Source organism: Pseudomonas sp. FBCC-B1565 (genome assembly GCF_059133265.1).
This window is the reverse complement of record NZ_CP101438.1, coordinates 6,249,813-6,271,326: the sequence shown is the minus strand read 5'-3', so window position 1 is coordinate 6,271,326 and position 21,514 is coordinate 6,249,813. Positions and strand designations below refer to the sequence as shown.

Annotated in this window: 23 protein-coding genes; 12 read left to right on the top strand and 11 right to left on the bottom strand. The window is 60.8% G+C overall.

Translation table 11 applies throughout. The features are described from left to right. Positions 1-221: 221 nt before the first annotated feature. The 6 genes from hisB (at position 222) to NL123_RS28890 (ending at position 4,090) form a co-directional block, all read left to right on the top strand. Positions 222-815: an imidazoleglycerol-phosphate dehydratase HisB gene (hisB, locus tag NL123_RS28915; RefSeq protein WP_017849940.1), complete on the top strand. Its 594-nt coding sequence runs from the start codon at positions 222-224 to the stop codon at positions 813-815. After that, on the top strand, positions 815-1,453 hold the full coding sequence (gene hisH, locus NL123_RS28910; RefSeq protein WP_248485720.1) for an imidazole glycerol phosphate synthase subunit HisH: 639 nt from the start codon (positions 815-817) through the stop codon (positions 1,451-1,453). Before hisB ends, hisH begins: the two co-directional genes overlap by 1 nt. Then, positions 1,454-1,711, top strand: a complete 258-nt coding sequence (locus NL123_RS28905; protein WP_012721747.1) for a DUF2164 domain-containing protein — start codon at positions 1,454-1,456, stop codon at positions 1,709-1,711. Positions 1,712-1,750: 39 nt separating this feature from the next. Continuing rightward, positions 1,751-2,488: a 1-(5-phosphoribosyl)-5-[(5-phosphoribosylamino)methylideneamino]imidazole-4-carboxamide isomerase gene (gene hisA, locus NL123_RS28900; RefSeq protein WP_003187784.1), complete on the top strand. Its 738-nt coding sequence runs from the start codon at positions 1,751-1,753 to the stop codon at positions 2,486-2,488. A gap of 9 nt (positions 2,489-2,497) precedes the next feature. Next, on the top strand, positions 2,498-3,268 hold the full coding sequence (hisF, locus tag NL123_RS28895) for an imidazole glycerol phosphate synthase subunit HisF (protein WP_003171107.1): 771 nt from the start codon (positions 2,498-2,500) through the stop codon (positions 3,266-3,268). A 66-nt stretch (positions 3,269-3,334) separates the two neighbouring features. Beyond that, positions 3,335-4,090, top strand: a complete 756-nt coding sequence (locus NL123_RS28890; protein WP_248485722.1) for a substrate-binding periplasmic protein — start codon at positions 3,335-3,337, stop codon at positions 4,088-4,090. 3 nt (positions 4,091-4,093) lie between these two features. Here the strand turns inward: NL123_RS28890 and NL123_RS28885 are convergent, their stop codons facing one another. The 5 genes from NL123_RS28885 to gpmI form a co-directional block, all read right to left on the bottom strand. Next, the gene (locus NL123_RS28885) at positions 4,094-5,680 is read right to left on the bottom strand and encodes a serine protease (RefSeq protein WP_494356828.1); all 1,587 of its coding nucleotides are present in this window, start codon (positions 5,678-5,680) and stop codon (positions 4,094-4,096) included. Positions 5,681-5,745: 65 nt separating this feature from the next. Beyond that, positions 5,746-6,531, bottom strand: coding sequence for a divergent polysaccharide deacetylase family protein (locus NL123_RS28880; RefSeq protein WP_494356827.1), 786 nt, complete (start codon positions 6,529-6,531; stop codon positions 5,746-5,748). A gap of 1 nt (position 6,532) precedes the next feature. Further along, positions 6,533-7,849, bottom strand: a complete 1,317-nt coding sequence (locus NL123_RS28875) for a S41 family peptidase (protein WP_248485725.1) — start codon at positions 7,847-7,849, stop codon at positions 6,533-6,535. A gap of 30 nt (positions 7,850-7,879) precedes the next feature. Continuing rightward, a complete protein-coding gene (locus NL123_RS28870) occupies positions 7,880-9,175 on the bottom strand; it encodes a murein hydrolase activator EnvC family protein (protein WP_494356826.1) in 1,296 nt (431 codons plus the stop codon). A 258-nt stretch (positions 9,176-9,433) separates the two neighbouring features. After that, positions 9,434-10,960: a 2,3-bisphosphoglycerate-independent phosphoglycerate mutase gene (gene gpmI / locus NL123_RS28865; RefSeq protein ID WP_494356825.1), complete on the bottom strand. Its 1,527-nt coding sequence runs from the start codon at positions 10,958-10,960 to the stop codon at positions 9,434-9,436. Positions 10,961-11,111: 151 nt separating this feature from the next. On the opposite strand from gpmI, the gene NL123_RS28860 reads away from it, so the two are divergent. The 3 genes from NL123_RS28860 to secB are packed head-to-tail and all read left to right on the top strand — an operon-like array spanning position 11,112 to position 12,303. Then, the gene (locus NL123_RS28860) at positions 11,112-11,525 is read left to right on the top strand and encodes a rhodanese-like domain-containing protein (RefSeq protein WP_010213877.1); all 414 of its coding nucleotides are present in this window, start codon (positions 11,112-11,114) and stop codon (positions 11,523-11,525) included. A 1-nt stretch (position 11,526) separates the two neighbouring features. After that, a complete protein-coding gene (gene grxC / locus NL123_RS28855) occupies positions 11,527-11,781 on the top strand; it encodes a glutaredoxin 3 (RefSeq protein WP_494356824.1) in 255 nt (84 codons plus the stop codon). 42 nt (positions 11,782-11,823) lie between these two features. Then, positions 11,824-12,303, top strand: coding sequence for a protein-export chaperone SecB (gene secB / locus NL123_RS28850; protein WP_071497058.1), 480 nt, complete (start codon positions 11,824-11,826; stop codon positions 12,301-12,303). A 126-nt stretch (positions 12,304-12,429) separates the two neighbouring features. Here the strand turns inward: secB and NL123_RS28845 are convergent, their stop codons facing one another. Further along, a complete protein-coding gene (locus tag NL123_RS28845; protein WP_003171120.1) occupies positions 12,430-12,885 on the bottom strand; it encodes a tRNA (cytidine(34)-2'-O)-methyltransferase in 456 nt (151 codons plus the stop codon). Here NL123_RS28845 and NL123_RS28840 point away from each other — a divergent pair. Continuing rightward, positions 12,884-13,324: a hypothetical protein gene (locus tag NL123_RS28840; protein WP_248485729.1), complete on the top strand. Its 441-nt coding sequence runs from the start codon at positions 12,884-12,886 to the stop codon at positions 13,322-13,324. The two genes, NL123_RS28845 and NL123_RS28840, sit on opposite strands and share 2 nt — an antisense overlap. A gap of 395 nt (positions 13,325-13,719) precedes the next feature. Here the strand turns inward: NL123_RS28840 and ntrC are convergent, their stop codons facing one another. From ntrC to NL123_RS28820, 4 genes are all read right to left on the bottom strand, one after another. Next, positions 13,720-15,156, bottom strand: coding sequence for a nitrogen regulation protein NR(I) (gene ntrC / locus NL123_RS28835; RefSeq protein ID WP_248485730.1), 1,437 nt, complete (start codon positions 15,154-15,156; stop codon positions 13,720-13,722). Beyond that, on the bottom strand, positions 15,153-16,238 hold the full coding sequence (gene glnL, locus NL123_RS28830; protein ID WP_056860661.1) for a nitrogen regulation protein NR(II): 1,086 nt from the start codon (positions 16,236-16,238) through the stop codon (positions 15,153-15,155). The genes ntrC and glnL overlap by 4 nt, the downstream gene beginning before the upstream one ends. Before the next feature lie 286 nt (positions 16,239-16,524). Further along, on the bottom strand, positions 16,525-16,950 hold the full coding sequence (locus tag NL123_RS28825; RefSeq protein ID WP_248485731.1) for a cupin domain-containing protein: 426 nt from the start codon (positions 16,948-16,950) through the stop codon (positions 16,525-16,527). 77 nt (positions 16,951-17,027) lie between these two features. Next, the gene (locus NL123_RS28820; RefSeq protein ID WP_248485732.1) at positions 17,028-17,564 is read right to left on the bottom strand and encodes a chorismate mutase; all 537 of its coding nucleotides are present in this window, start codon (positions 17,562-17,564) and stop codon (positions 17,028-17,030) included. A gap of 426 nt (positions 17,565-17,990) precedes the next feature. Here NL123_RS28820 and NL123_RS28815 point away from each other — a divergent pair, with 426 nt between their 5' ends. Next, positions 17,991-18,230 (top strand): DUF6124 family protein, encoded by a 240-nt coding sequence (locus tag NL123_RS28815; protein ID WP_033897708.1) that lies wholly within the window; start codon positions 17,991-17,993, stop codon positions 18,228-18,230. Between the two features lie 76 nt (positions 18,231-18,306). Here the strand turns inward: NL123_RS28815 and glnA are convergent, their stop codons facing one another. Further along, positions 18,307-19,713, bottom strand: coding sequence for a type I glutamate--ammonia ligase (glnA, locus tag NL123_RS28810; protein ID WP_236411277.1), 1,407 nt, complete (start codon positions 19,711-19,713; stop codon positions 18,307-18,309). 334 nt (positions 19,714-20,047) lie between these two features. Between glnA and thiI the strand changes: the two genes are divergently transcribed. Then, a complete protein-coding gene (gene thiI, locus NL123_RS28805; protein ID WP_494356823.1) occupies positions 20,048-21,502 on the top strand; it encodes a tRNA uracil 4-sulfurtransferase ThiI in 1,455 nt (484 codons plus the stop codon). Positions 21,503-21,514: the final 12 nt, after the last annotated feature.

Genomic DNA, 21,514 nt, shown 5'->3' with positions numbered 1-21,514 from the left:
TTTTCTCGGTTAAAACGCGCTGGCTGGTTTTGGGGCTGCTACGCAGCCCAACGCGGGGCAAGCCCGCTCGCCACATAAGCGGGTACCCACATGTATGCACATGTCTATCCCCGACATTCCTCCCTCCAACTCGTCAGTCTTATCCCCTTCGATGTTTCTGTTTAGCGCCCGCGCCCCTATAATGGCTGCCTTTTTCGCCCAATGATTTTGCGGAGCTGGTGATGGCCGAACGTAAGGCGTCCGTCGAGCGCGACACTCTGGAAACCCAGATCAAAGCCTCGATCAACCTGGATGGCACCGGAAAGGCCCGATTTGATATCGGTGTACCTTTTCTTGAGCACATGCTGGACCAGATCGCCCGTCACGGGCTGATCGACCTGGATATCGTCAGCAAGGGCGACCTGCATATCGACGACCACCACACGGTGGAAGACGTTGGCATCACGTTGGGCCAGGCATTTGCCAAGGCCATCGGCGACAAGAAAGGCATCCGTCGCTACGGCCATGCCTATGTCCCGCTGGACGAAGCGCTGTCGCGTGTGGTCATCGACTTCTCCGGCCGTCCAGGCCTGCAGATGCACGTGCCCTACACCCGCGCCACCGTGGGCGGCTTCGACGTCGACCTGTTCCAGGAATTCTTCCAGGGGTTCGTCAACCACGCGCTTGTCAGCCTGCACATCGACAACCTGCGCGGCACCAACACCCACCACCAGATCGAAACCGTGTTCAAGGCTTTCGGCCGCGCCCTGCGCATGGCGGTGGAGCTGGATGAGCGCATGGCCGGGCAAATGCCTTCGACCAAGGGCGTCCTGTAATGCAGACGGTCGCGGTTATCGATTACGGCATGGGTAACCTGCACTCGGTGGCCAAGGCCCTCGAGCACGTAGGGGCCGGCAAGGTGCTGATCACCAGCGAGGCCAACGTGATTCGCGAAGCCGACCGGGTGGTGTTTCCCGGCGTCGGCGCGATTCGCGACTGCATGGCCGAGATCCGCCGCCTGGGCTTTGACAGCCTGGTGCGCGAAGTCAGCCAGGACCGCCCGTTCCTCGGCATCTGCGTGGGCATGCAAGCCTTGCTCGACCGCAGTGAAGAGAACGACGGCGTCGATTGCATCGGCCTGTTCCCTGGGCAAGTGAAGTTCTTCGGCAAGGACCTGCATGAAGACGGCGCCCACCTGAAAGTCCCGCACATGGGCTGGAACCAGGTCAGCCAGACCGTGGATCACCCGCTGTGGCACGACATTCCGGACCTGGCGCGCTTCTACTTCGTGCACAGCTATTACATCGCCGCCGGCAAACCGGGCCAGGTGGTGGGTGGCGGGCACTACGGCGTCGACTTCGCCGCTGCGCTGGCCGAAGGCTCGCGGTTTGCCGTGCAGTTCCACCCGGAGAAGAGCCATACCCATGGCCTGCAATTGCTGCAGAACTTCGCCGCCTGGGACGGGCGCTGGTAAATGGCCCGGAAGCCGAAGCAGCCGGTCTTGAACCTCACGCCTGAACAGGAGAGTGAGGCTACCCTCAAGATCAAGCGTTTCATGGAAGATCGCTTCGAGCTCAAGCTGGGGTCGTTCGAGGTCGCCGAGATCCTTGAACTGTTCACCACCGAAGTGGCTCCGCACTATTACAACAGGGCGATTTTCGACACGCAGACGCTCCTTAAAGAAAGGTTCGAAAGCATCGAAAGCGACCTGTGGTCGCTTGAGAAACCCTGATTTCCCAAGCATTGCTGAATATCGAATAAGGTTTGCCAGATGCTGATTATCCCCGCTATCGATCTCAAGGACGGTGCCTGCGTACGTCTGCGCCAAGGCCGCATGGAAGACTCCACCGTATTCTCCGATGACCCGGTGAGCATGGCCGCCAAATGGGTGGAAGGGGGCTGCCGTCGTCTGCATCTGGTGGACTTGAACGGCGCCTTCGAAGGCCAGCCAGTGAACGGTGAAGTGGTCACCGCCATTGCCAAGCGTTACCCGAACCTGCCGATCCAGATCGGTGGCGGTATCCGCTCCCTGGAAACCATCGAGCACTACGTCAAGGCTGGCGTGAGCTACGTGATCATCGGCACCAAGGCAGTGAAGGATCCGGCGTTCGTCGCCGAGGCCTGCCGCGCGTTCCCGGGCAAAGTGATCGTGGGCCTGGACGCCAAGGACGGTTTCGTCGCCACCGACGGCTGGGCTGAAATCAGCACGGTGCAGGTGATCGACCTGGCCAAGCAGTTCGAAGCCGACGGCGTCTCCGCCATCGTTTATACCGACATCGCCAAAGATGGCATGATGCAGGGCTGCAATGTGCCGTTCACCGCTGCGCTGGCGGCCGCGACGAAGATCCCGGTGATCGCTTCCGGCGGCATCCACAACCTGGGTGACATCAAGTCGCTGCTGGATGCCAAGGCACCCGGCATCATCGGCGCCATCACCGGCCGTGCGATCTACGAAGGTACCCTGGACGTCGCCGAAGCCCAGGCTTACTGCGATGCCTACAACGGCTGAGGACTGACCATGGCGCTGGCCAAACGCATCATCCCTTGCCTGGACGTCGACAACGGTCGCGTGGTCAAGGGCGTGAAGTTCGAGAACATCCGTGACGCCGGTGACCCGGTGGAAATTGCCCGTCGCTACGATGAGCAAGGTGCCGACGAGATTACCTTTCTCGACATCACCGCTAGCGTCGACGGCCGCGACACCACCTTGCATACCGTCGAGCGCATGGCCAGCCAGGTGTTCATCCCGCTGACCGTGGGCGGTGGCGTGCGTACTGTGCAAGACATCCGCAACCTGCTCAATGCTGGCGCGGACAAGGTCTCGATCAACACCGCAGCGGTGTTCAACCCTGAGTTCGTCGGCGAAGCCGCGCAACACTTCGGTTCGCAGTGCATCGTGGTCGCCATCGACGCGAAGAAAGTCTCCGGCCCGGGCGAAACCCCGCGCTGGGAGATCTTCACCCATGGCGGCCGCAAGCCCACCGGCCTGGACGCGGTGGAGTGGGCGATGAAGATGGAAGGCCTGGGTGCCGGTGAAATCCTGCTGACCAGCATGGACCAGGATGGCATGAAAAACGGCTTCGACCTGGGCGTGACCCGTGCCATCAGCGATGCGCTGGGCATCCCGGTGATCGCCTCGGGCGGCGTCGGCAACCTGCAGCACCTGGCTGACGGCGTGATCGAAGGCCACGCCAGTGCGGTGCTGGCAGCGAGTATTTTCCACTTTGGCGAATACACCGTTCCCGAGGCCAAGGCCTACATGGCGGCGCGCGGTATCGTCGTGCGCTAAACGCTGCTGGACAGCATGGCAGGCCAGAGGCACTCTCTGCGCTTGCCATGGATTCCGGTAACTTTCATGTTCAAGCACCTGCTGCTCGCCCTCGCCAGTACGTCCCTCCTGTTGACCGCTCCGGCCCACGCCGAAGAACCGTCCGACGCCTCCCTGGTGTTGCTGACGGAAAATTTCCCGCCCTACAACATGGCTAAAAACGGCAAGAACTTCGCCAAGGACGAGAACATTGAAGGCATCGCCGTGGACATCGTGCGCGAAACCTTCAAGCGGGCGGGCATCTCCTACAACCTCACCCTGCGTTTTCCCTGGGAGCGCATCTATAAGCTCGCCCTGGAGAAACCAGGCTACGGTGTGTTCGTGATGGCGCGCCTGCCGGACCGTGAAGCGCTGTTCAAATGGGTCGGCCCCATCGGTCCGGACGATTGGGTGCTGCTGGCCAAGGCTGACAGCAAGATCCAACTGGACGACCTCGAACACGCGCGCCGCTACAAGATCGGCGCCTACAAGGGCGATGCCATCGCCGAGACCCTGGAGAAGCAGGGACTCAACCCGGTCGTCGTGCTGCGCGACCAGGACAACGCGCAAAAGCTGCTGGATGGCCAGATCGACCTGTGGGCCACCGGCGACCCGGCCGGGCGCTATCTGGCCCGTCAGGTCGGTATCAGCGGGCTCAAGACTGTTTTGCGTTTCAATAGCGCCCAGCTTTACCTGGCCCTCAACAAGGCGGTGCCGGATGACCAGGTGGCGAAGTTGCAGGCGGCGCTCGACCAGTTGCGCAACGACGGCGTGATTGACGAAATCATGGCGCGCTATCTCTAGCCATCAGCGCGGCTTGAGCAAATCGACCCGTAGCGTGGAAGGTTGGTCGGCCTGGTCGTAGGCATACGTACAGATTTTATAAGGCGTGTCCCTGGCGGTAATCAGGCGTAGATATTTCTCCAGCGGCATGTCGGGGTGGTCATTGAGGGGATGCACGATATCGATGATGTCGTCGTCATCTTCCGGTGGCGTGGGCGCTGGTGGAATGGGCAGGTAGCCGACTGGCCGCAGGCAATCGGTGGTGGCGGCCGGCCCGAATTTGTAGGTGTAGCGATGCATGAATGGAGAGGCCAGGTTCCAGATCACCGTGTAGGCTGCCAAGCCTTGCTTGTCCAGGTTGATCGTCAGGTTCGGCGTACGCGCCGGGCCGGGTTCGGCAAGCTCGACCGCCAGGGTCAGGGCGTTTCTCATCATGCCGTCGGTGACCCGTTGCTCAGCGGAGTCTACGCCGACAATGCACAGCATATGCATGCCCGTTTGCGGGCCGATGGCGTCGTTTACAAAGGCGTTGTCGGCCTTGATCGGCGAACTGTAGTGCACCGGGTTTTCGCAGTCGATGGCGCGTCGAGTGGTCTTGTAGCGGTAAAACGGCGTGTTGGTTGTGAACTTCAGGTTCCAGCGCGGCACGATGTCTTTGCCTTTCCCGTCTCCCTTGCGGGTGAAATATTGCTGGATAGGTTCCGGACTGGTGAACGTGATGGTCGTAGTGGGGTAGAGGTTGCAATTCTCACTATCGGCTTGCAGCACGCCTCGCACAAAGCACTGGTTAAGGAATGTGACCGGGCTGCCGTAGTTGGTCTCGGCATGCCAGACAGGTATGCCGCTATTGACCTCGCAGGGTGCATCGCGCTGGCATTTGCGTTCCTCGGGCTGGCCGGTGGTGCTGGTGCTGAGAACGCCGAAAAGCGTGTTGGTGGCTCTGTCCAGCAAAGGTCCCCCAAAACCGCCGAGACCGACGCCTTGGCACTGGTTCTTCATGGTGACGCGCCACACGAACGGCTGTTCCACCAACTCGCGTGAGGCTTGATGGGTGCAGGCGGACAGATGCAGGGTGTCCCACTCGGGGGCTGTTACAGCGAGAATGTCGTTGCCGTCGGCAGGTATTTCTTCAGCCAGCTTCAATGGCGTGATACCGGCCTTGATCAAGTCTGCCAGCGAGGCTTTCAACTCGATAATTGCCAGGTCGACGCCCTGGCTGCTGCCCCACTTTAGGGTTTTAAGGGGGTAGGTCTTGAGCGCTTCCAAGGTGTCATCAAAGTAGTTGAAGCTGACACTGCCCTTGATCGGCAAGTCTTTTTGTACCGAACCGTTGAGGCGGTGCAGGCAATGGCTGCTGGTCACTACGTAGGCGGGGCCCGACCGGCCGGCGTCGTCCCGGGTGTCGAGCAGGCTCGCGGTGCACAATGTCTGGGCCTGGTTCCTGATCCGGCCGATGCCGTTCCAGTGGTCGTGTTGATGGTTGGCGTTGGTCAGCGTGCGTGCGGGGCTGGCGTTGGCCAGGCCTTCGCCGAAATCTCGGGGGGCTGCAGCGAGCGGGCCCGCCAGGCTGCCGAGCAACAGGCCGGAAACAGCGATGTGGATGATGTTCATGTAACGTCCTGTAAGAGTGAACCGAAAGCTCACTATTCAGGAATGGGAATAGGTGGGGGCAGTACTTATCTAGAGGCCGGTCGGTAGGTGCCGTCCTTGCCGTGCCCTGCCATTGCCTGGTTACTGCGCACGCTGATCATCAACTTGATATCGATCCAGTCGATGCCCTGGGCCTTGAGCTTGGGCAACTCGCGTTCCAGCACCGCCAGTGTCTGTGGATACGGGTGGCCGATCATCACCGCCGAACCCTGTTTGTGCGCCAGCTTGATTGCAGTCTGCAACTGCGTGGTAATCGCCGCTTCGGTGCGTTCGTCGTCCAGGAAGACGTCCCGCGAGACGCTGGCCAGGCCGATCTTCTGCGCCTCTGCGGCGGCGACCGTCTTGGCGCTGGTGCGGCTGTCGACAAAGAACTTGTTGCGTCGTTGCAACTCGCCCATCAACCAGGCCATGGCTTGGGGCTGCGCGGTCATGCGGCTGCCCATGTGGTTGTTGATGCCGGCGGTATAGGGCACTGCCTTGAAGGCAGCGTCCAGGCGCCTGCCGAGTTCTTCGATGGGCAGCTCCGGGTGCCAGGCGAAAGGGCCGGTGGCCGGGTCCATGGGCATGTGCAGGATCACGATCTTGCCGGCTTTGTGCGCTTCGCGGGCGAATTCGGCGGCGTGGGGCGTGTCGGGCATGATCGCCGTGGTCACTGGCCCGGGCAGGGCCAGCACGCGACGATCCCTGGGCAGGTTTTGCCCGAGGTCGTCGATGATGAGGGTCAGGTAGGCTTTTTGAGGCTCGCCGGCCGGGGTCGCATGGGCGACCCCGGCCAGGCTGCACAGCACAGCGATGATCAGGGCAAAACGCATATCAACGGCTGCGCGTGATGCTCAAGCCCTTGAGCAGGCTCAGCGCCTGGGCGAGTTGGTAGTCATCGTCCTGCGGCATCGGCTTGGCTTTCTTGCCGCTGCCGGTGGGCTGGTCGGCGCCGCCGTTGCCATTGCCCAGGTGGCCTTGCAGGTCGGCCTCCTTGTAGTACTCGCTGTCGATCTCGTTGGTGATCTTGGCTTTGCGCACCTCGATGTCCGGCACGATGCCCTGGGCCTGGATCGAGCGACCATTTGGCGTGTAGTACAGCGCCGTGGTGATCTTCAGCGCACGTTCGTTGTTCAGCGGCAACACGGTTTGCACCGAGCCTTTGCCGAAGCTGGTGGTGCCCATCAGCACACCGCGCTTCTGGTCTTGCAGGGCGCCGGCGACGATCTCGGAAGCCGAGGCGCTGCCGCCGTTGATCAGCACGGCCAATGGCACGTTTTCGCTGAGGTCGTTGCCGGTGGCCGAGAAGCGCAGCTCGGAATTGGCGATGCGGCCCTTGGTGTACACGATCAGGCCTTTGGTGATGAAGTGGTCGACCACTTCCACCGCCGCCTGCAACACGCCGCCCGGGTTGTTGCGCAGGTCGAGCACGATACCGCTGAGCTTCTTGCCGTTGTCCTTGCGCAGCTTGGCCAGGGCCTTGGCGACTTCGTCGCCGGTCTTGACCTGGAACTGGGTGATGCGGATGTAGCCGTAGCCCGACTCCAGCAGTTGGCTCTTAACGCTCTTGACCACAATGGTCGCGCGGGTCAGCGTCACGTCGAACGGGTTGCCGCCGTCGCGTACCAGGGTCAGGGTGATTTTCTGGCCGATCTTGCCGCGCATCTTGTCGACGGCTTCGGTCATGGTCTGGCCGCGAGTCGGCTGGCCGTTGATCTTGACGATGAAGTCACCGGCCTGGATGCCGGCCTTGGACGCCGGGGTGTCATCGATCGGCGAGACCACCTTGATGTTGCCGTCTTCGGCGCCGACTTCGATGCCCAGGCCGCCGAACTCACCGCTGGTGCTTTCCTGCAGCTCGGCGAAGTCTTCAGGACCCAGGTAGGCGGAGTGCGGGTCGAGGTTGCTGAGCATGCCCTTGATGGCATTTTCAAGCAGGGTCTTGTCGTCTACGGGTTCGACATACGCGGCCTTGATGCGGTCCATGACCTCGGCAAAGGTGCGCAGCTCGTCCAGCGGCAGCGGCGCCTTGGTGGTCGCGGCCGTGCTGGCCGGGGCCGCCGGGGCAGCCTGGTCGGCGAAAGCCAGGGGCGCACCGATCACCAGGGCGATCGTCAGGGCCAGCGATGTGAGGCGGGACAAATGCAGCATGTCGAACGAACTCCTAATGTAGATGCGGCCCTATCCTTGGGAACGGCACCATTGTGCGGGATCGCTTGGGCGACCCTGCTGACGAATAGCGAAGTACAGCGCCGGGGTGTCCTGGCCACCACTGTTACCCACAGTGGAGATGGATTCACCGGCTTTTACAACATCACCTGCCGACTTGAGTAATGTCTGATTGTGGCCGTAAAGGCTCAAATAGCCATTACCGTGGTCGAGAATCACCAATAAACCGGCGCCCCGCAGCCAATCGGCAAACACCACACGCCCACCGTGGACGGCGTGGACCTGGCTGCCAGCGGAGGCGCTGATCATCACCCCATCCCACTTGGCGCGGGTGTCATCGCCACGGGTTTCCCCAAAGCGTGCCAGCAATCGACCATCAACTGGCCATGGAAGTTTGCCGCGGGCTGAAGCAAAAGGGCCACCGAACGACTCGCCGGCGCTGGAAACCAGTGGGCCAGGCGCTGCATGCGCCGGTTTGCGCGGTGCCGGCGCATCCGTAGTGGCGGCCAGTTCGGCCTCACGCTGGCGCTTTTTTTCGGCTTCCTGCTGGGCGATCAGCGCTTTCTGCCGCGCTTCTTCGGCCTCGCGTGCCTGGCGTGCCAGGGTTTCCTCGATGGTTTTAAGCACTTTGGCCAGGTCGGCCTGGTCCTGCTCGCGGGCCTGGAGCTTGGCGTCGCGGGCCTTCACATCCTCATTGAGCTTGGCCAGGGCCAGTTGGCGCTCCTTGCGGACCTTGTCCAACTCGCTGCGCTGGGTGTCGAGGGCGACCTTCTGGTCTTGCAGCTGGGATTGTTGATTGGCGATTTCCTGCTCGACATTGACCAACTGGCGCAGGGTTTCGTTGAAGCTTTTGAGTTGCTCCAGCCGGGCCTTGCTCAGGTAGTCGTAGTAGGTGAGGGTGCGCGCGAATTTCTCGGGGTTCTGCTGGTTGAGCAGCAGCTTGAGGTATTCCTGGCGGCCGTTCTGGTAGGCGGCACGGGCCTGGATCGCGATCAGGCGTTGCTGTTCAACGCGTGCGCTCTGGAGTTTTTTTTTCTCAGCGTCGAGTCGCTCCAGTTCCGACTCGCTCTTCTTTAATTCTTTTTGTAGCTCCTGGACCTGCTTCTCCAGCTTGCCCATCTCGGTTTCCGTGCCGCGCAGGTCTTTCTGCACCCCGGATTTCTCTTCCTGGAGCTTGCCGAGCAGCTTTTTCAGCTCGGTAATGTCCTGACGCGTAGCGTCCAACTGTTGTTGGGTTTGTGCACGCTCGTCGGCAAACGCCGGTTGGAGCAGGCAGACAAGAGCAAGGGTAATCAAGGCGCGAAGCATAGAGGCGGGCGACACCAGGGAAATGGACGGCCTAGTATGCCCGCCAAGCGCGGCAAAAAAAACGCCCAATTCGGGCTGTAGCGCAAGATAGGTGCCGAGTGGCAGTGGTATGGCAAAAAGACATGTTCCAAACTGCGCAGATCCAATGTGGGAGGGGGCTTGCCCCCGATTGCAGTGTGTCAGCCACATAGGTGTCAGCTGATCTACCGTAATCGGGGGCAAGCCCCCTCCCACATTGTTTTTCGGTGAAGCTGGAAATCAGACCAGAATCGAAGTCCCGGTCATCTCCACCGGCTTCTCCAGCCCCATCAACATCAGCATGGTCGGCGCCACATCCGCCAGCACGCCACCGCTACGTACCTTGAAATCACGCTTGCCGACATAGATGAACGGCACTGGCTCGGTGGTGTGCGCGGTATGGGCCTGGCCGGTGGATTCGTCGGACATCTGCTCGCAGTTGCCGTGGTCGGCGGTGATCAACGCTTCGCCGCCAACCTTTTCCAGCGCGTCGACGATACGGCCGACGCACTGGTCCAGGCATTCCACGGCCTTGGTTGCAGCTTCCAGGTTGCCGCTGTGGCCGACCATGTCACCGTTGGCGTAGTTGACCACGATCACGTCGTAACGCTGGTGGTCGATGGCGTCGACGATCTTGTCGGTGACTTCCGGCGCGCTCATTTCCGGTTGCAGGTCGTAGGTGGCGACCTTTGGCGAAGGGATCAAAATGCGTTCTTCGCCCGGGAACGGCTCTTCACGGCCGCCGGAGAAGAAGAAGGTCACGTGGGCGTATTTTTCGGTTTCGGCAATGCGCAGCTGGGTCTTGCCGTTTTTTGCCAGGTAGTCGCCCAGCACGTTGTCCAGGCTGCTGGCGGCAAAGGCGGCGGGGGCCGGGATGCTGGCGGCGTATTGGGTCAGGCCCACGTACTGCACCTTCGGCTGGCGGGAGCGCTCGAATTCCTTGAAGCCGTCTTCGACAAACACGCGGCTCAGCTCGCGGGCGCGGTCGGCGCGGAAGTTCATGAACACCACGGCGTCGCCGTCTTCGACCTTGACCGGCTCACCGATGGTGGTGGCTTTGACGAACTCGTCGCTTTCGCCACGGGCGTAGGCAGCTTCAAGGCCTTCCTGGGCGGTGGCGGCATTGAATTCGGCCTGGCCGTCGACAATCAGGTTGTAGGCCTGGGAGACGCGGTCCCAACGGTTGTCACGGTCCATGGCGAAGTAACGGCCCACCAGGCTGGCGATGCGGCCTTTGCCGAGGGCGGCGAAGGTGGTGTCGAGCAGTTCGATGGACGACTGCGCGCTTTTCGGCGGGGTGTCGCGGCCGTCGAGGAAGGCGTGCAGGTAGATCTTGTCGGCGCCGCGCTTGAAGGCCAGCTCGGCCATGGCGACCAGGTGGTCCTGGTGGCTGTGGACGCCGCCATCGGACAGCAGGCCCATGAAGTGCACGGCCTTACCGGCAGCCACTGCTTTATCGACTGCCGCGCAGATGGTCGGGTTCTCGAAGAACTCGCCATCGCGGATCGCTTTGGTCACACGGGTGAAGTCCTGGTATACCACTCGTCCGGCGCCGAGGTTCATGTGGCCGACTTCCGAATTGCCCATCTGGCCGTCCGGCAGACCCACGTCCATGCCCGAGCCGGAGATCAGGCCGTTGGGTACGGTGGCGGTCAGGCGGTCGAGTACAGGCTTCTTGGCCGCGTATACCGCGTTGTCGTGGTGGCTTTCACTGTGTCCGAAGCCATCGAGAATTATCAGGACCAAAGGTTTAGGCGTAGTAGTCATAGATCCTCTCGTGGCGGTAATAAAGGAAGACAATTGAAAAGGGAGTGGCAGTTTAAAGCGAAGTTCCGACCACGTCACCGCTTTACGGGGGTTGGCCCCCCCTGACGGCTGTGTATACTTACCGCCATTTTAACGCCCTGGAACCTCCTTGATGGTTGATCACCTGATTGCATTTGCCACTGCCCACTATCTGCTCGTGGGTGCCTTCGTCATCCTGCTGGCGCTGTTGATCGCTCACGAATTGAGCCGCGGTGGCCGCAGCCTGAGCACGGCGGAGCTGACCGCGCTGGTCAACAAGGATGAGGCCGTTGTCGTGGACATCCGTCCGGCCAAGGATTTCGCCACCGGCCATATCGTCGGCGCCCTGAACATTCCGCAGGACAAGCTGATCGCGCGCCTGGCCGAGCTGGAAAAGCACAAGGCCAAGACCATCATCCTGGTCGACGCCCAAGGCCAGCACGCCGGCACCCACGCCCGCGAAATGCTCAAGACCGGTTTCACCGCCGCCAAGTTGTCCGGTGGCATCAGCAGCTGGCGCGCCGATAACCTGCCGCTGGTGAAGTGATATGAGTCAGGTTGTCGTGTATTCCAGCGATTGGTGCCCTTACTGCATGCGGGCCAAGGCCTTGCTGGAGAAAAAGGGCGTCGCCTTCGAAGAGATCAAGGTCGACGGCAAACCCCATGTGCGCGCCGAAATGGCCCAGAAGGCGGGGCGCACGTCCGTGCCGCAGATCTGGGTCGGCGCCAGGCACATCGGTGGCTGCGACGACCTGTTCGCCCTGGAGCGCGCCGGTAAACTCGATGCGCTGCTGCTCGTCTGACTCCTTAAACCCTAAAAGACCCCAAGATCACAAGGATCTGAGATGACTGACCAACAGAACACCGAAGCAGCAGAAGCCCCAGCTCCACAGTTCTCGCTGCAGCGCATCTACGTGCGTGACCTGTCGTTTGAAGCGCCGAAAAGCCCGGCCATCTTCCGTCAGGAATGGACCCCAAGCGTTGCGCTGGACCTGAACACCCGCCAGAAGGCGCTGGAAAGCGACTTCCACGAAGTGGTGCTGACCCTGTCCGTGACCGTCAAGAACGGCGAAGAAGTGGCCTTCATCGCAGAAGTGCAACAGGCTGGTATCTTCCTGATCCAGGGCCTGGACGAAGCCTCCATGAGCCACACCCTGGGCGCGTTCTGCCCGAACATCCTGTTCCCGTACGCCCGTGAGACCCTGGACAGCCTGGTCACCCGTGGCTCGTTCCCCGCGCTGATGCTGGCGCCGGTGAACTTCGATGCCCTGTACGCCCAAGAGCTGCAGCGCATGCAACAGGAAGGCTCGTCGACGGTTCAGTAATCTCGAACCCGGTGCAGGACCCCATGTGGGAGGGGGCTTGCCCCCGATAGCGGTAGATCAGTCACATAGATGTCGACTGACACTCCGTCATCGGGGGCAAGCCCCCTCCCACATTTGTTATGTGTGTTACTTGAAGCCGAGCTGGCGCCAGCCTTCATAGACGGCCACGGCCACGGTGTTGGACAGGTTCAAGCTGCGGCACCCCTCGCGCATCGGCAAGCGCAGGCGATGGCCGTCGGGCAGGGCGTCGAGTACCTCGGCCGGCAGGCCCCTGCTTTCGGGGCCGAACAGGAAGGCATCGCCCTCGGCAAAACTGGCATCATGGAACGGCCGCGAACCCTTGGTGGTGAACGCGAACAGCCGTGGGTGGCCCAGGCTTTCCAGGCAACTGGCCAGATCGGCGTGGCGCTTGAGCGTGGCGTACTCGTGGTAATCCAGCCCGGCACGGCGCAGGCGCTTGTCGTCCATGTCGAAGCCCAGCGGCTCGATCAAATGCAGGTGGCAGCCACTGTTGGCGCACAGCCTGATAACGTTGCCGGTATTCGGCGGAATTTCTGGTTGAAAAAGGATGACGTGAAACATGCACGGCTCCGAAGGCAAAGATGCGCTGCATTCTACCCTCGAAGAGGACCCGAGGCCGAAGCTTATGCCGAGGGTCATGGGTTCTTTGGCGATTGTCGGCATGATGGTCGGCCTGATGATCGGTCGCCTGACCACCCCGGACCCGGTCGAACTGCAACAGGTCGAGACCGCAGCGGACGGCGTGGTGGTGTGGTTCAACAGCGAACCCAAGCTGCACGGTGAGCATATCGATGGCACCGTGGCGCTGTTGTTCGACGCCCAGGGCAAGGCTGCGGCTGGGCGACTCAAGGTCAATGACAAGGACGTGAACTGGCGCGTACGCAAGACCGATGGCGGCCTGTTGCTGAACCTGGTGGCGGCTCGGCCGTTGCGTGGGGAGTGGAAGGGCGAGAAGGCCGATGGCCGCTGGCGGCTGGAGATCCATCTCCAGGAGGAATAAAAGAGGGAGTTCCCGGCCTGCCTGTACCAGGGCTCCCAAAACGGGGTGAAGCCTCGAAAGGCTTCGGTGTTAAAGAGGGAATCCCCGGCCTGCCTGTACCGAGGTTCCCGAAACGGTGTGGAGCGCGATGCGATTCGCATCCAGCGCCCCGGGTGTAAAGAGGGGATTCTCGGCCTGCCTGTACCAAGGTCCCCGAAACTGGGTAGTACAGGGGTTATTGCAGGGCGCGTGCCAGAGTGGCCAGGTTGTGCCAAAAAAAATCTGTATAAAACGCAAAGCCCCGGAATACGGGGCTTTGGTGCTTTTGGTTTTCAGGGTTTTTTCAGCAGCGCTGGAGTTTTCGGTATTGGATCCGTGCCCGATGCTAGTTCATGGTGCATTGAAGCGGTGCACCTTTAGCCCTCGTCGGCCTCGTCATCATCCCCGCCATCAACCTTCATCCCCAATTCCTTGATCTTGCGGGTCAAGGTATTACGCCCCCAGCCCAGCAATACCGCAGCATCGCGACGGCGGCCTGCGGTGTGCTTCAAGGCAGTCTCGATCATGATCCGCTCAAAGGCCGGTACGGCGCTGTCCAGCAGGCTCGACTGGCCGCGTGCCAGGGCCTGGTCGGCCCACTGGCGCAGCGCCTGTTCCCAGTTGGTCACGGGTGCAGAGTCCTGTGGCAGGCTCAACAGCTCCGGCGGCAGGTCGCTGATATGCACTTCGCGCCCGGACGCCATCACGGTGATCCAGCGGCAGGTGTTCTCCAGCTGGCGAACGTTGCCCGGCCACGGCAGGTTCTTCAGGTATTCCTCGGTCTCGCTTTTCAGCAGCTTCGGCTCGACGGCCAACTCCTGGGCCGCGCGGCTGAGGAAGTGGCGGGCGAGGGTCGGGATGTCTTCGCGACGGTCCGACATGCGTGGAATGTGGATGCGGATCACGTTGAGGCGATGGAACAAGTCCTCACGGAATTTGCCGGCGTGTACCAGGGTTTCCAGGTTCTGGTGGGTTGCCGCGATGATGCGTACGTCGACCTTGACCGGCGTGTGCCCGCCAACGCGATAGAACTCACCGTCAGCCAGTACCCGCAGCAGGCGGGTCTGGGTGTCGGCCGGCATGTCGCCGATCTCATCGAGGAACAGCGTACCGCCGTCAGCCTGTTCAAAGCGCCCGCGCCGCAGGTTGGCTGCGCCGGTGAACGCGCCTTTTTCATGGCCGAACAGCTCGGACTCCATCAAGTCCTTGGGAATCGCCGCCATGTTCAGCGCGATGAACGGCGAAGCCGCCCGCGGGCTGTGACGGTGCAGCGCGTGGGCGACAAGCTCTTTACCGGTGCCGGACTCGCCGTTGATCAGCACGGTGATGTTGGAGTGGCTCAAACGCCCGATGGCGCGAAACACTTCCTGCATCGCCGGCGCTTCGCCGATGATTTCCGGGGTGCGGGTCAGGGCCGGAGGGGCTTCCTGGTTCTGCTGTTCCTGGGCGTGCTGGTTGGCGCGCTTGACCAGCGCCACCGCCTCGTCCACGTCGAACGGCTTGGGCAGGTACTCAAAGGCGCCGCCCTGGTAGGACGCGACAGCGCTGTCCAGGTCCGAATGCGCAGTCATGATGATCACCGGCAGGCGCGGGTGCTGCTCGCGAATCCGCGCCAGCAGGTCCAGGCCACTGGCGCCGGGCATGCGGATGTCGGAGATGATCACGTCGGGCTGCTGGCGCGCCAGTCGGCTCATCACCCCATCGGCGCTGTCGAAGCTCTGGGTGGTCATGCCTTCCTGTTGCAAGGCTTTCTCGAGGACCCAGCGGATAGAACGGTCGTCATCGACGATCCAGACAGTTTCACTACGGCTCATGTCGATGGGGCTCCTTGTTCCAGGGGCAGAAAGATCGAGAAGGTGGTGTGGCCGGGATGGCTCTCACATTCGATCAGACCCTGGTGCTGGCTGATGATGTTCTGGGTAATGGCCAGGCCCAGCCCGGTACCGTCCGGGCGGCCACTGACCATGGGAAAGAAAATGGTTTCCTGGAGTTCCGCAGGAATCCCCGGGCCGTTGTCGATGATCTCGACCTTGGTCACCAGGCGGTGGCGCACGTGGCCGATGGTGAACTGGCGCAGGGCGCGGGTGCGCAGGCTGATGCGACCCAGGCGCAGCTCATTCTGGCTGCTGATGGCCTGCATCGCGTTGCGCACGATGTTGAGCACCGCCTGGATCATCTGTTCGCGGTCGATCAGAACGTCAGGGATGCTCGGGTCGTAGTCACGCACCAAGGTGATGCAGCCCTGGCTTTCGGCCTCGACCAGTTGGCAGACGCGCTCAAGCACTTCGTGCACGTTGGTCATCGCCAGGGACGGCAACTTGTTGGAGCCGAGCATGCGGTCCACCAGGTTACGCAGGCGATCGGCCTCTTCAATGATGACGTTGGTGTAGTCCTTGAGGTGTTCCTCTGGCAGCTCGCGGGCCAGCAGTTGCGCGGCGCCGCGAATACCGCCCAGCGGGTTCTTGATCTCATGGGCCAGGCCGCGTACCAGCATCTTGCTGGTTTCCTGCTTGGACAGTTGCGCTTCTTCCTTGGTGATGCGCAGCAGGCGATCACGCGGATGCACTTCCAGCAGTAGCAAGGTCGCGCCGTTGCTCAGGATCGGCGTCACGGCATAGTCGACGGTCAGCGTCTGGCCGGTCAGGGCGGTGAGCATCGCTTCGCGTTTGGTGAACGGGTGTGCCTGCTCCACTGCCTGGCGCAATGAACTCAGGGCCTCGGCCGACTCGGTGAACAATTCGCTGATGAACTGCCCATGGCTGCGCTGGCCGCTGATGGCCAGGAGCATCTCCGCCGCCGGGTTCATGTACTCAAGACGCAAGTCGTCATTGAGCAGAATGGTCGCGGTGGTCAGGTTGTCGAGTAGCAAACGGTGCAGTGCATCGCTGATGGTCATCAGGACCTCTTTTGGAGCAAGGCGCGGGCTTGAGGCACACGCTGATACAAGGAAAATGCAAAAACCAAACCAAGGCTCCGAAAAGAAGCGTGAAAGCCCTGAAATGGGGGTTTAAGGCGCGAAACTGTGGCGTTCTGCCAGCTTGCTCGGGAAGTTTCGAACCAAAATGGGCTGGACAGCTGGGAAGGGTGCAGTCTATCGCACCAATATAGTGCGGTTTTGTGAAGGTTGTTCAGGAAGTGGTGAACGGACCGTTTCCAGCGCGAGTGAAAATGATCCGGGAGGGTCAGTGCTGCTCTGACAGCGGCATGTCCTGTGTGCCCGCGTAAAACACCAAAAGCTCCACCGGGGTGTCTCCGGTGACGCCGCGATGTTCGGTACTCACCATCTCGGCCAGGGTTTGGCCTTGCCTCAAGGTGCGCGTAGCCCCACTGCTGCGGGCCTCGACGGTCAGCTCACCTGAAACGATGTAGGCGGCGTTGGGCATGGGGTGGGTGTGCCAGGGCAATTGGGTGTGCGCAGGGATCTTCAGGCGAATCAGCGTGAGCTGCGGCGGGCCGGAGGGGTAGGCTTTGTAGGGTGTGCCATCCCACGACTCGCTGCGTTCAAGCAAAACCTCTTTCTCGATCTGTGCCGTATCCTTTGCCTGCGTGCCGCAGCCCAGCAACGACAAGCCTACCGCAGCAGCGATCAAGCACTTGAAGGTGTCCATGGTTCCATCCTGTTCATTGAGTGAACGCTCAGGCTATGGCTGTCGGCCCAGGTGACGATGCAGGACGGTTCCTCAAATCAGGTAGGTCGAACGCAGAGCTCGGCCGTGGCACGGATCATCGCCAGTTGACGCAGCGGATCATTCAGCGGCTCATGCACGGCTTCGGCCAGCCATTGTGGGCACTGCGGATCGGTGCGCTGCGGGGTGAAGTCAGCCAATTGCTGTAGCAGGCGTTTTTGCAGTTCGTCCAACTGCGGGCGGATCTGTTTCACCAGGTCCGGGCGCGGATCGTTAGGTGCCTTGCCCTGGAACTGCCAGTCTGACAGACGGGTGTACTGCACCAGCTTGTTCGCCTCGATCTGCGCCGCGAAAAACTGCTCAACGGCGGCAGGTGCCAAGTTGTAGCCCGGTGCCTGGGCGACAACGCTGGCGATCACTTCTTGTTCGCGCTTTTTGTCCTCTACCGGCTTGTGGCTGTCCCATTTGCTGAGGGCTACCTGGTCGGCGATCTCCAGGCGTTCGGCGACGCTGTTGAGAAGGGGCTCCAGAGTGGGCGGCGCAGCACTCGCACTGACGCTGACAAATAACAGAGCGAACACAAATCGATGTTTCAAAGGCGATCTCCTGTGGGAGCTGGCTTGCCTGCGATGCGGGCAACTCGATGCATCAGGTATACCTAGCTGATGCCATCGCAGGCAAGCCAGCTCCCACATTTTAATGGGGTTTGCAGGTCTACAGCGGCGTCAGTCAGAGGCTACCTTAACTTGCGTGCTTGCCTACAGTTACGCCAGAATCCGCCGGCTTGTACGGCTGGCTTGTCGTCTCTAAGGTTGCTCGGTCGCTGCTCATCAGCGATCAGGTTTAGTAGCCTGAGGGTTAAGTTAAGCTCGTACCGCACCGTTCTTTATGGTGGCTGTGTGTAGGGCATCTTCGGGTGCGCCGGCTTTTGCTTAACTTCCCCGGTCTACTAACCTGCGCACAGCCGCCACCCTAACGTTTAGTAGCGAGTCGATGGCGGCCTCACTTGAGGAAGTTAAGACATGTTCAAGCCAACCCCCAATCCACCACCCTCTGTCTTCACCATCGCCGCCGATATCGACGACGAAGCCTTGATGATCAATACCTTCGAAACCCTCACCTCGGTCAGCGCCCTGTTGCTGGATTTATCCGAGGACTTGGGCGGCAAGCACCGTGACACCACCTTGGCCATTCACCAACTGAGTGCGTTGGGCACGCAGATGGTCGGCCAGATGCTCGACCGCCATGCCCCGACCCGCTAAATCCCAGGCAAAAAAAAGACCTCCCGAGGGAGGTCTTTTTTCGTCACGCCGCTCTTAAGGACGCAGCGCTACCGGATCAGCAGCTGTAGTACAGCTCGTATTCCAGTGGGTGTACGAAGGTACGCACCTTGATTTCTTCTTCGCTTTTCAGGCCGATGTAAGCGTCGATGAAGTCGTCGCTGAACACGCCGCCTTTGGTCAGGAACGCACGGCCCTTGTCCAGTTCTTCCAGGGCTTCTTTCAGGCTGCCGCACACTTGTGGGATCTCTTTGGCCTCTTCAGGCGGCAGGTCGTACAAGTTTTTGTCGGCGGCATCGCCAGGGTGGATCTTGTTCTGGATACCATCCAGGCCGGCCATGACCAAGGCAGCGAAGGCCAGGTATGGGTTGGCTGCTGGGTCCGGGAAGCGGGCTTCGATACGGCGAGCACGCGGGCTGGACACGTAAGGAATACGGATCGAAGCGGAACGGTTGCGAGCCGAGTAGGCCAGCATTACCGGTGCTTCGAAACCTGGGACCAGACGCTTGTAGGAGTTGGTCGACGGGTTGGTGAAGCCGTTCAGGGCCTTACCGTGCTTGATGATGCCGCCGATGAAGTACAGGGCGGTGTCGGACAGGCCGGCATAACCTTCGCCAGCGAAGGTGTTCTTGCCATCTTTGGCGATGGACAGGTGAACGTGCATACCCGAACCGTTATCGCCGTAAAGAGGCTTAGGCATGAAGGTAGCGGTACGGCCGTAAGCCACGGCAGTGTTGTGTACGCAGTACTTCAGGGTTTGTACTTCGTCAGCCTTGGCAACCAGGGTGTTGAACTTCACACCGATTTCGTTCTGACCGGCAGTGGCCACTTCGTGGTGGTGCACTTCGATGACCAGGCCCATGTCTTCCATGGCGTTGCACATGGAGGTACGGATTTCGTGGTCGTGGTCGAACGGCGGAACCGGGAAGTAGCCACCTTTGATACCTGGGCGGTGGCCATGGTTGCCGCCTTCAACGTCCTGGTCGGACATCCAGGAGCCTTGTTCGGAGTAGATCTTGAACATGGAACCGGAGATGTCGGACTTGAACTTCACTTGGTCGAAGATGAAGAATTCTGGCTCTGGGCCCACGAATACGGTGTCACCGATACCGGTGGACTTCAGGTATTCCTCGGCACGCTTGGCGATCGCACGTGGGTCGCGGTCGTAGCCTTGCATGGTCGAAGGCTCGATCACGTCGCACACCAGGATCAGGGTGGCTTCTTCGGTGAACGGGTCGAGCACGGCAGTGCTGTCGTCCGGCATCAGGATCATGTCGGAGGCTTCGATGCCTTTCCAGCCGGCGATGGAGGAACCGTCGAACATTTTGCCTTCTTCGAAGAAAGCTTCATCCAGCGCGTCGCGAGCCGGCATGGTCACGTGGTGCTGAGTGCCTTTGGTGTCCGTGAAGCGCAGATCAATCCATTTAACGTCATGATCTTTGATGAGTTGAACCGACTTCGACATAGTGTCCTCCGGGTGGCTTCGGGCTGGGGTAGTGGAGTTAGCCCTTAGAATGTGGGTGATGCCGGCGCGGATACTCCGCCATGGCAACCTGCCTCACAAGAGAGCAAATTGCATGCCAGTGCGCCAACATGGGTTTTCTGCTCCAAAAACGCCCCTATAAAGGTGCATTGCGACAAAAGCCCAAAAATAGCGCACCGCAATGTAGCGCAAGGACGCGTAAATGCACCTCTTTAGTGCGTTGCGCTTGCGATGCATATTAACTGGTTAAACCTTGAGCGATTTCCGCTATAATCCGCGCCCCCCTTTTTCAGCAGGCCCGGCGCGCGCTGTTTCCATGAAATTAATCGTTAAAGTCTTCCCCGAGATCACCATCAAAAGCCGACCGGTACGGACGCGTTTCATCCGTCAGTTGGCCAAGAACATCCGTGCCGTGCTCCGTGACTTGGACCCGGCTGTGGTGGTGAACGGTGTGTGGGACAACCTCGAGCTGGAAACCCGTGTCACCGAGCCCAAAGCCTTGAAGGACATGACCGAGCGCCTGAGTTGCATGCCGGGCATCGCGCATTTCCTGCAGGTCGATGAGTACCCGTTGGGCGACTTCGACGACATCACCGAGAAGTGCAAACAGCACTATGGCAGTGAGCTCGAAGGCAAGATCTTTTCGGTGCGCTGCAAGCGTGCCGGAAAGCACAGCTTCAGCTCCATGGATGTCGAGAAATACGTCGGCAGCAAGCTGCGTCGCGAGTGCGGCGCCGCCGGAATTTCCCTGAAAGCACCGCAAATTGAAGTGCGCATGGAAATTCGCGACCAACGGTTGTTTGTGATCCACAGCCAGCACAACAGCATCGGCGGTTACCCGCTGGGCGCCCTGGAACAGACCCTGGTACTGATGTCCGGCGGTTTCGATTCCACGGTGGCGGCCTACCAGATCATGCGTCGCGGCCTGATGAGCCACTTCTGCTTCTTTAACCTGGGCGGGCGTGCACACGAATTGGGCGTGATGGAAGTTGCGCACTTTATCTGGAAGAAGTACGGCAGCTCCCAGCGCGTGCTATTTGTGAGCGTACCGTTCGAGGAAGTGCTGGGCGAAATTCTCGGCAAAGTCGATAACGGTCATATGGGCGTGGTATTGAAGCGTATGATGTTGCGCGCTGCCTCGCGGATCGCCGACCAGTTGCAGATCGACGCGCTGGTCACCGGTGAAGCGATCTCCCAGGTATCGAGCCAGACGCTGCCGAACCTGTCGATCATCGATTGCGTTACCGAGAAGCTGGTACTGCGCCCACTGATCGCCAGCCACAAGCAGGACATCATCGACCTGGCAGAGCAGATCGGCACCGCCGACTTTGCCAAGCACATGCCTGAGTACTGCGGGGTCATCTCGGTGAACCCCAAGACCCACGCCAAGCGTCACCGCGTGGAGCATGAAGAGAAAGAATTCGACATGGCGATTCTGGAGCGTGCGCTCGAGAACGCCAAGCTGGTCCCGATCGATCGCGTGATCGACGAACTGGGCCAGGACATCAAGATCGAAGAAGTCAGCGAAGCCCTGGCCGGCCAGATCGTCATCGATATCCGTCACCCGGATGCCGCTGAGGATGAGCCGCTGGAAATCGCCGGCATCGACGTACAAACGCTGCCGTTCTATGCATTGAACGCGCGTTTCAAGGAACTGGATAACAGCCGTCAGTACCTGCTGTATTGCGACAAAGGCGTGATGAGTCGCCTGCATGCCCACCATTTGCTCAGTGAGGGGCATGCCAATGTGCGCGTTTATCGACCGAGCTAAGAGCCCGGGGCT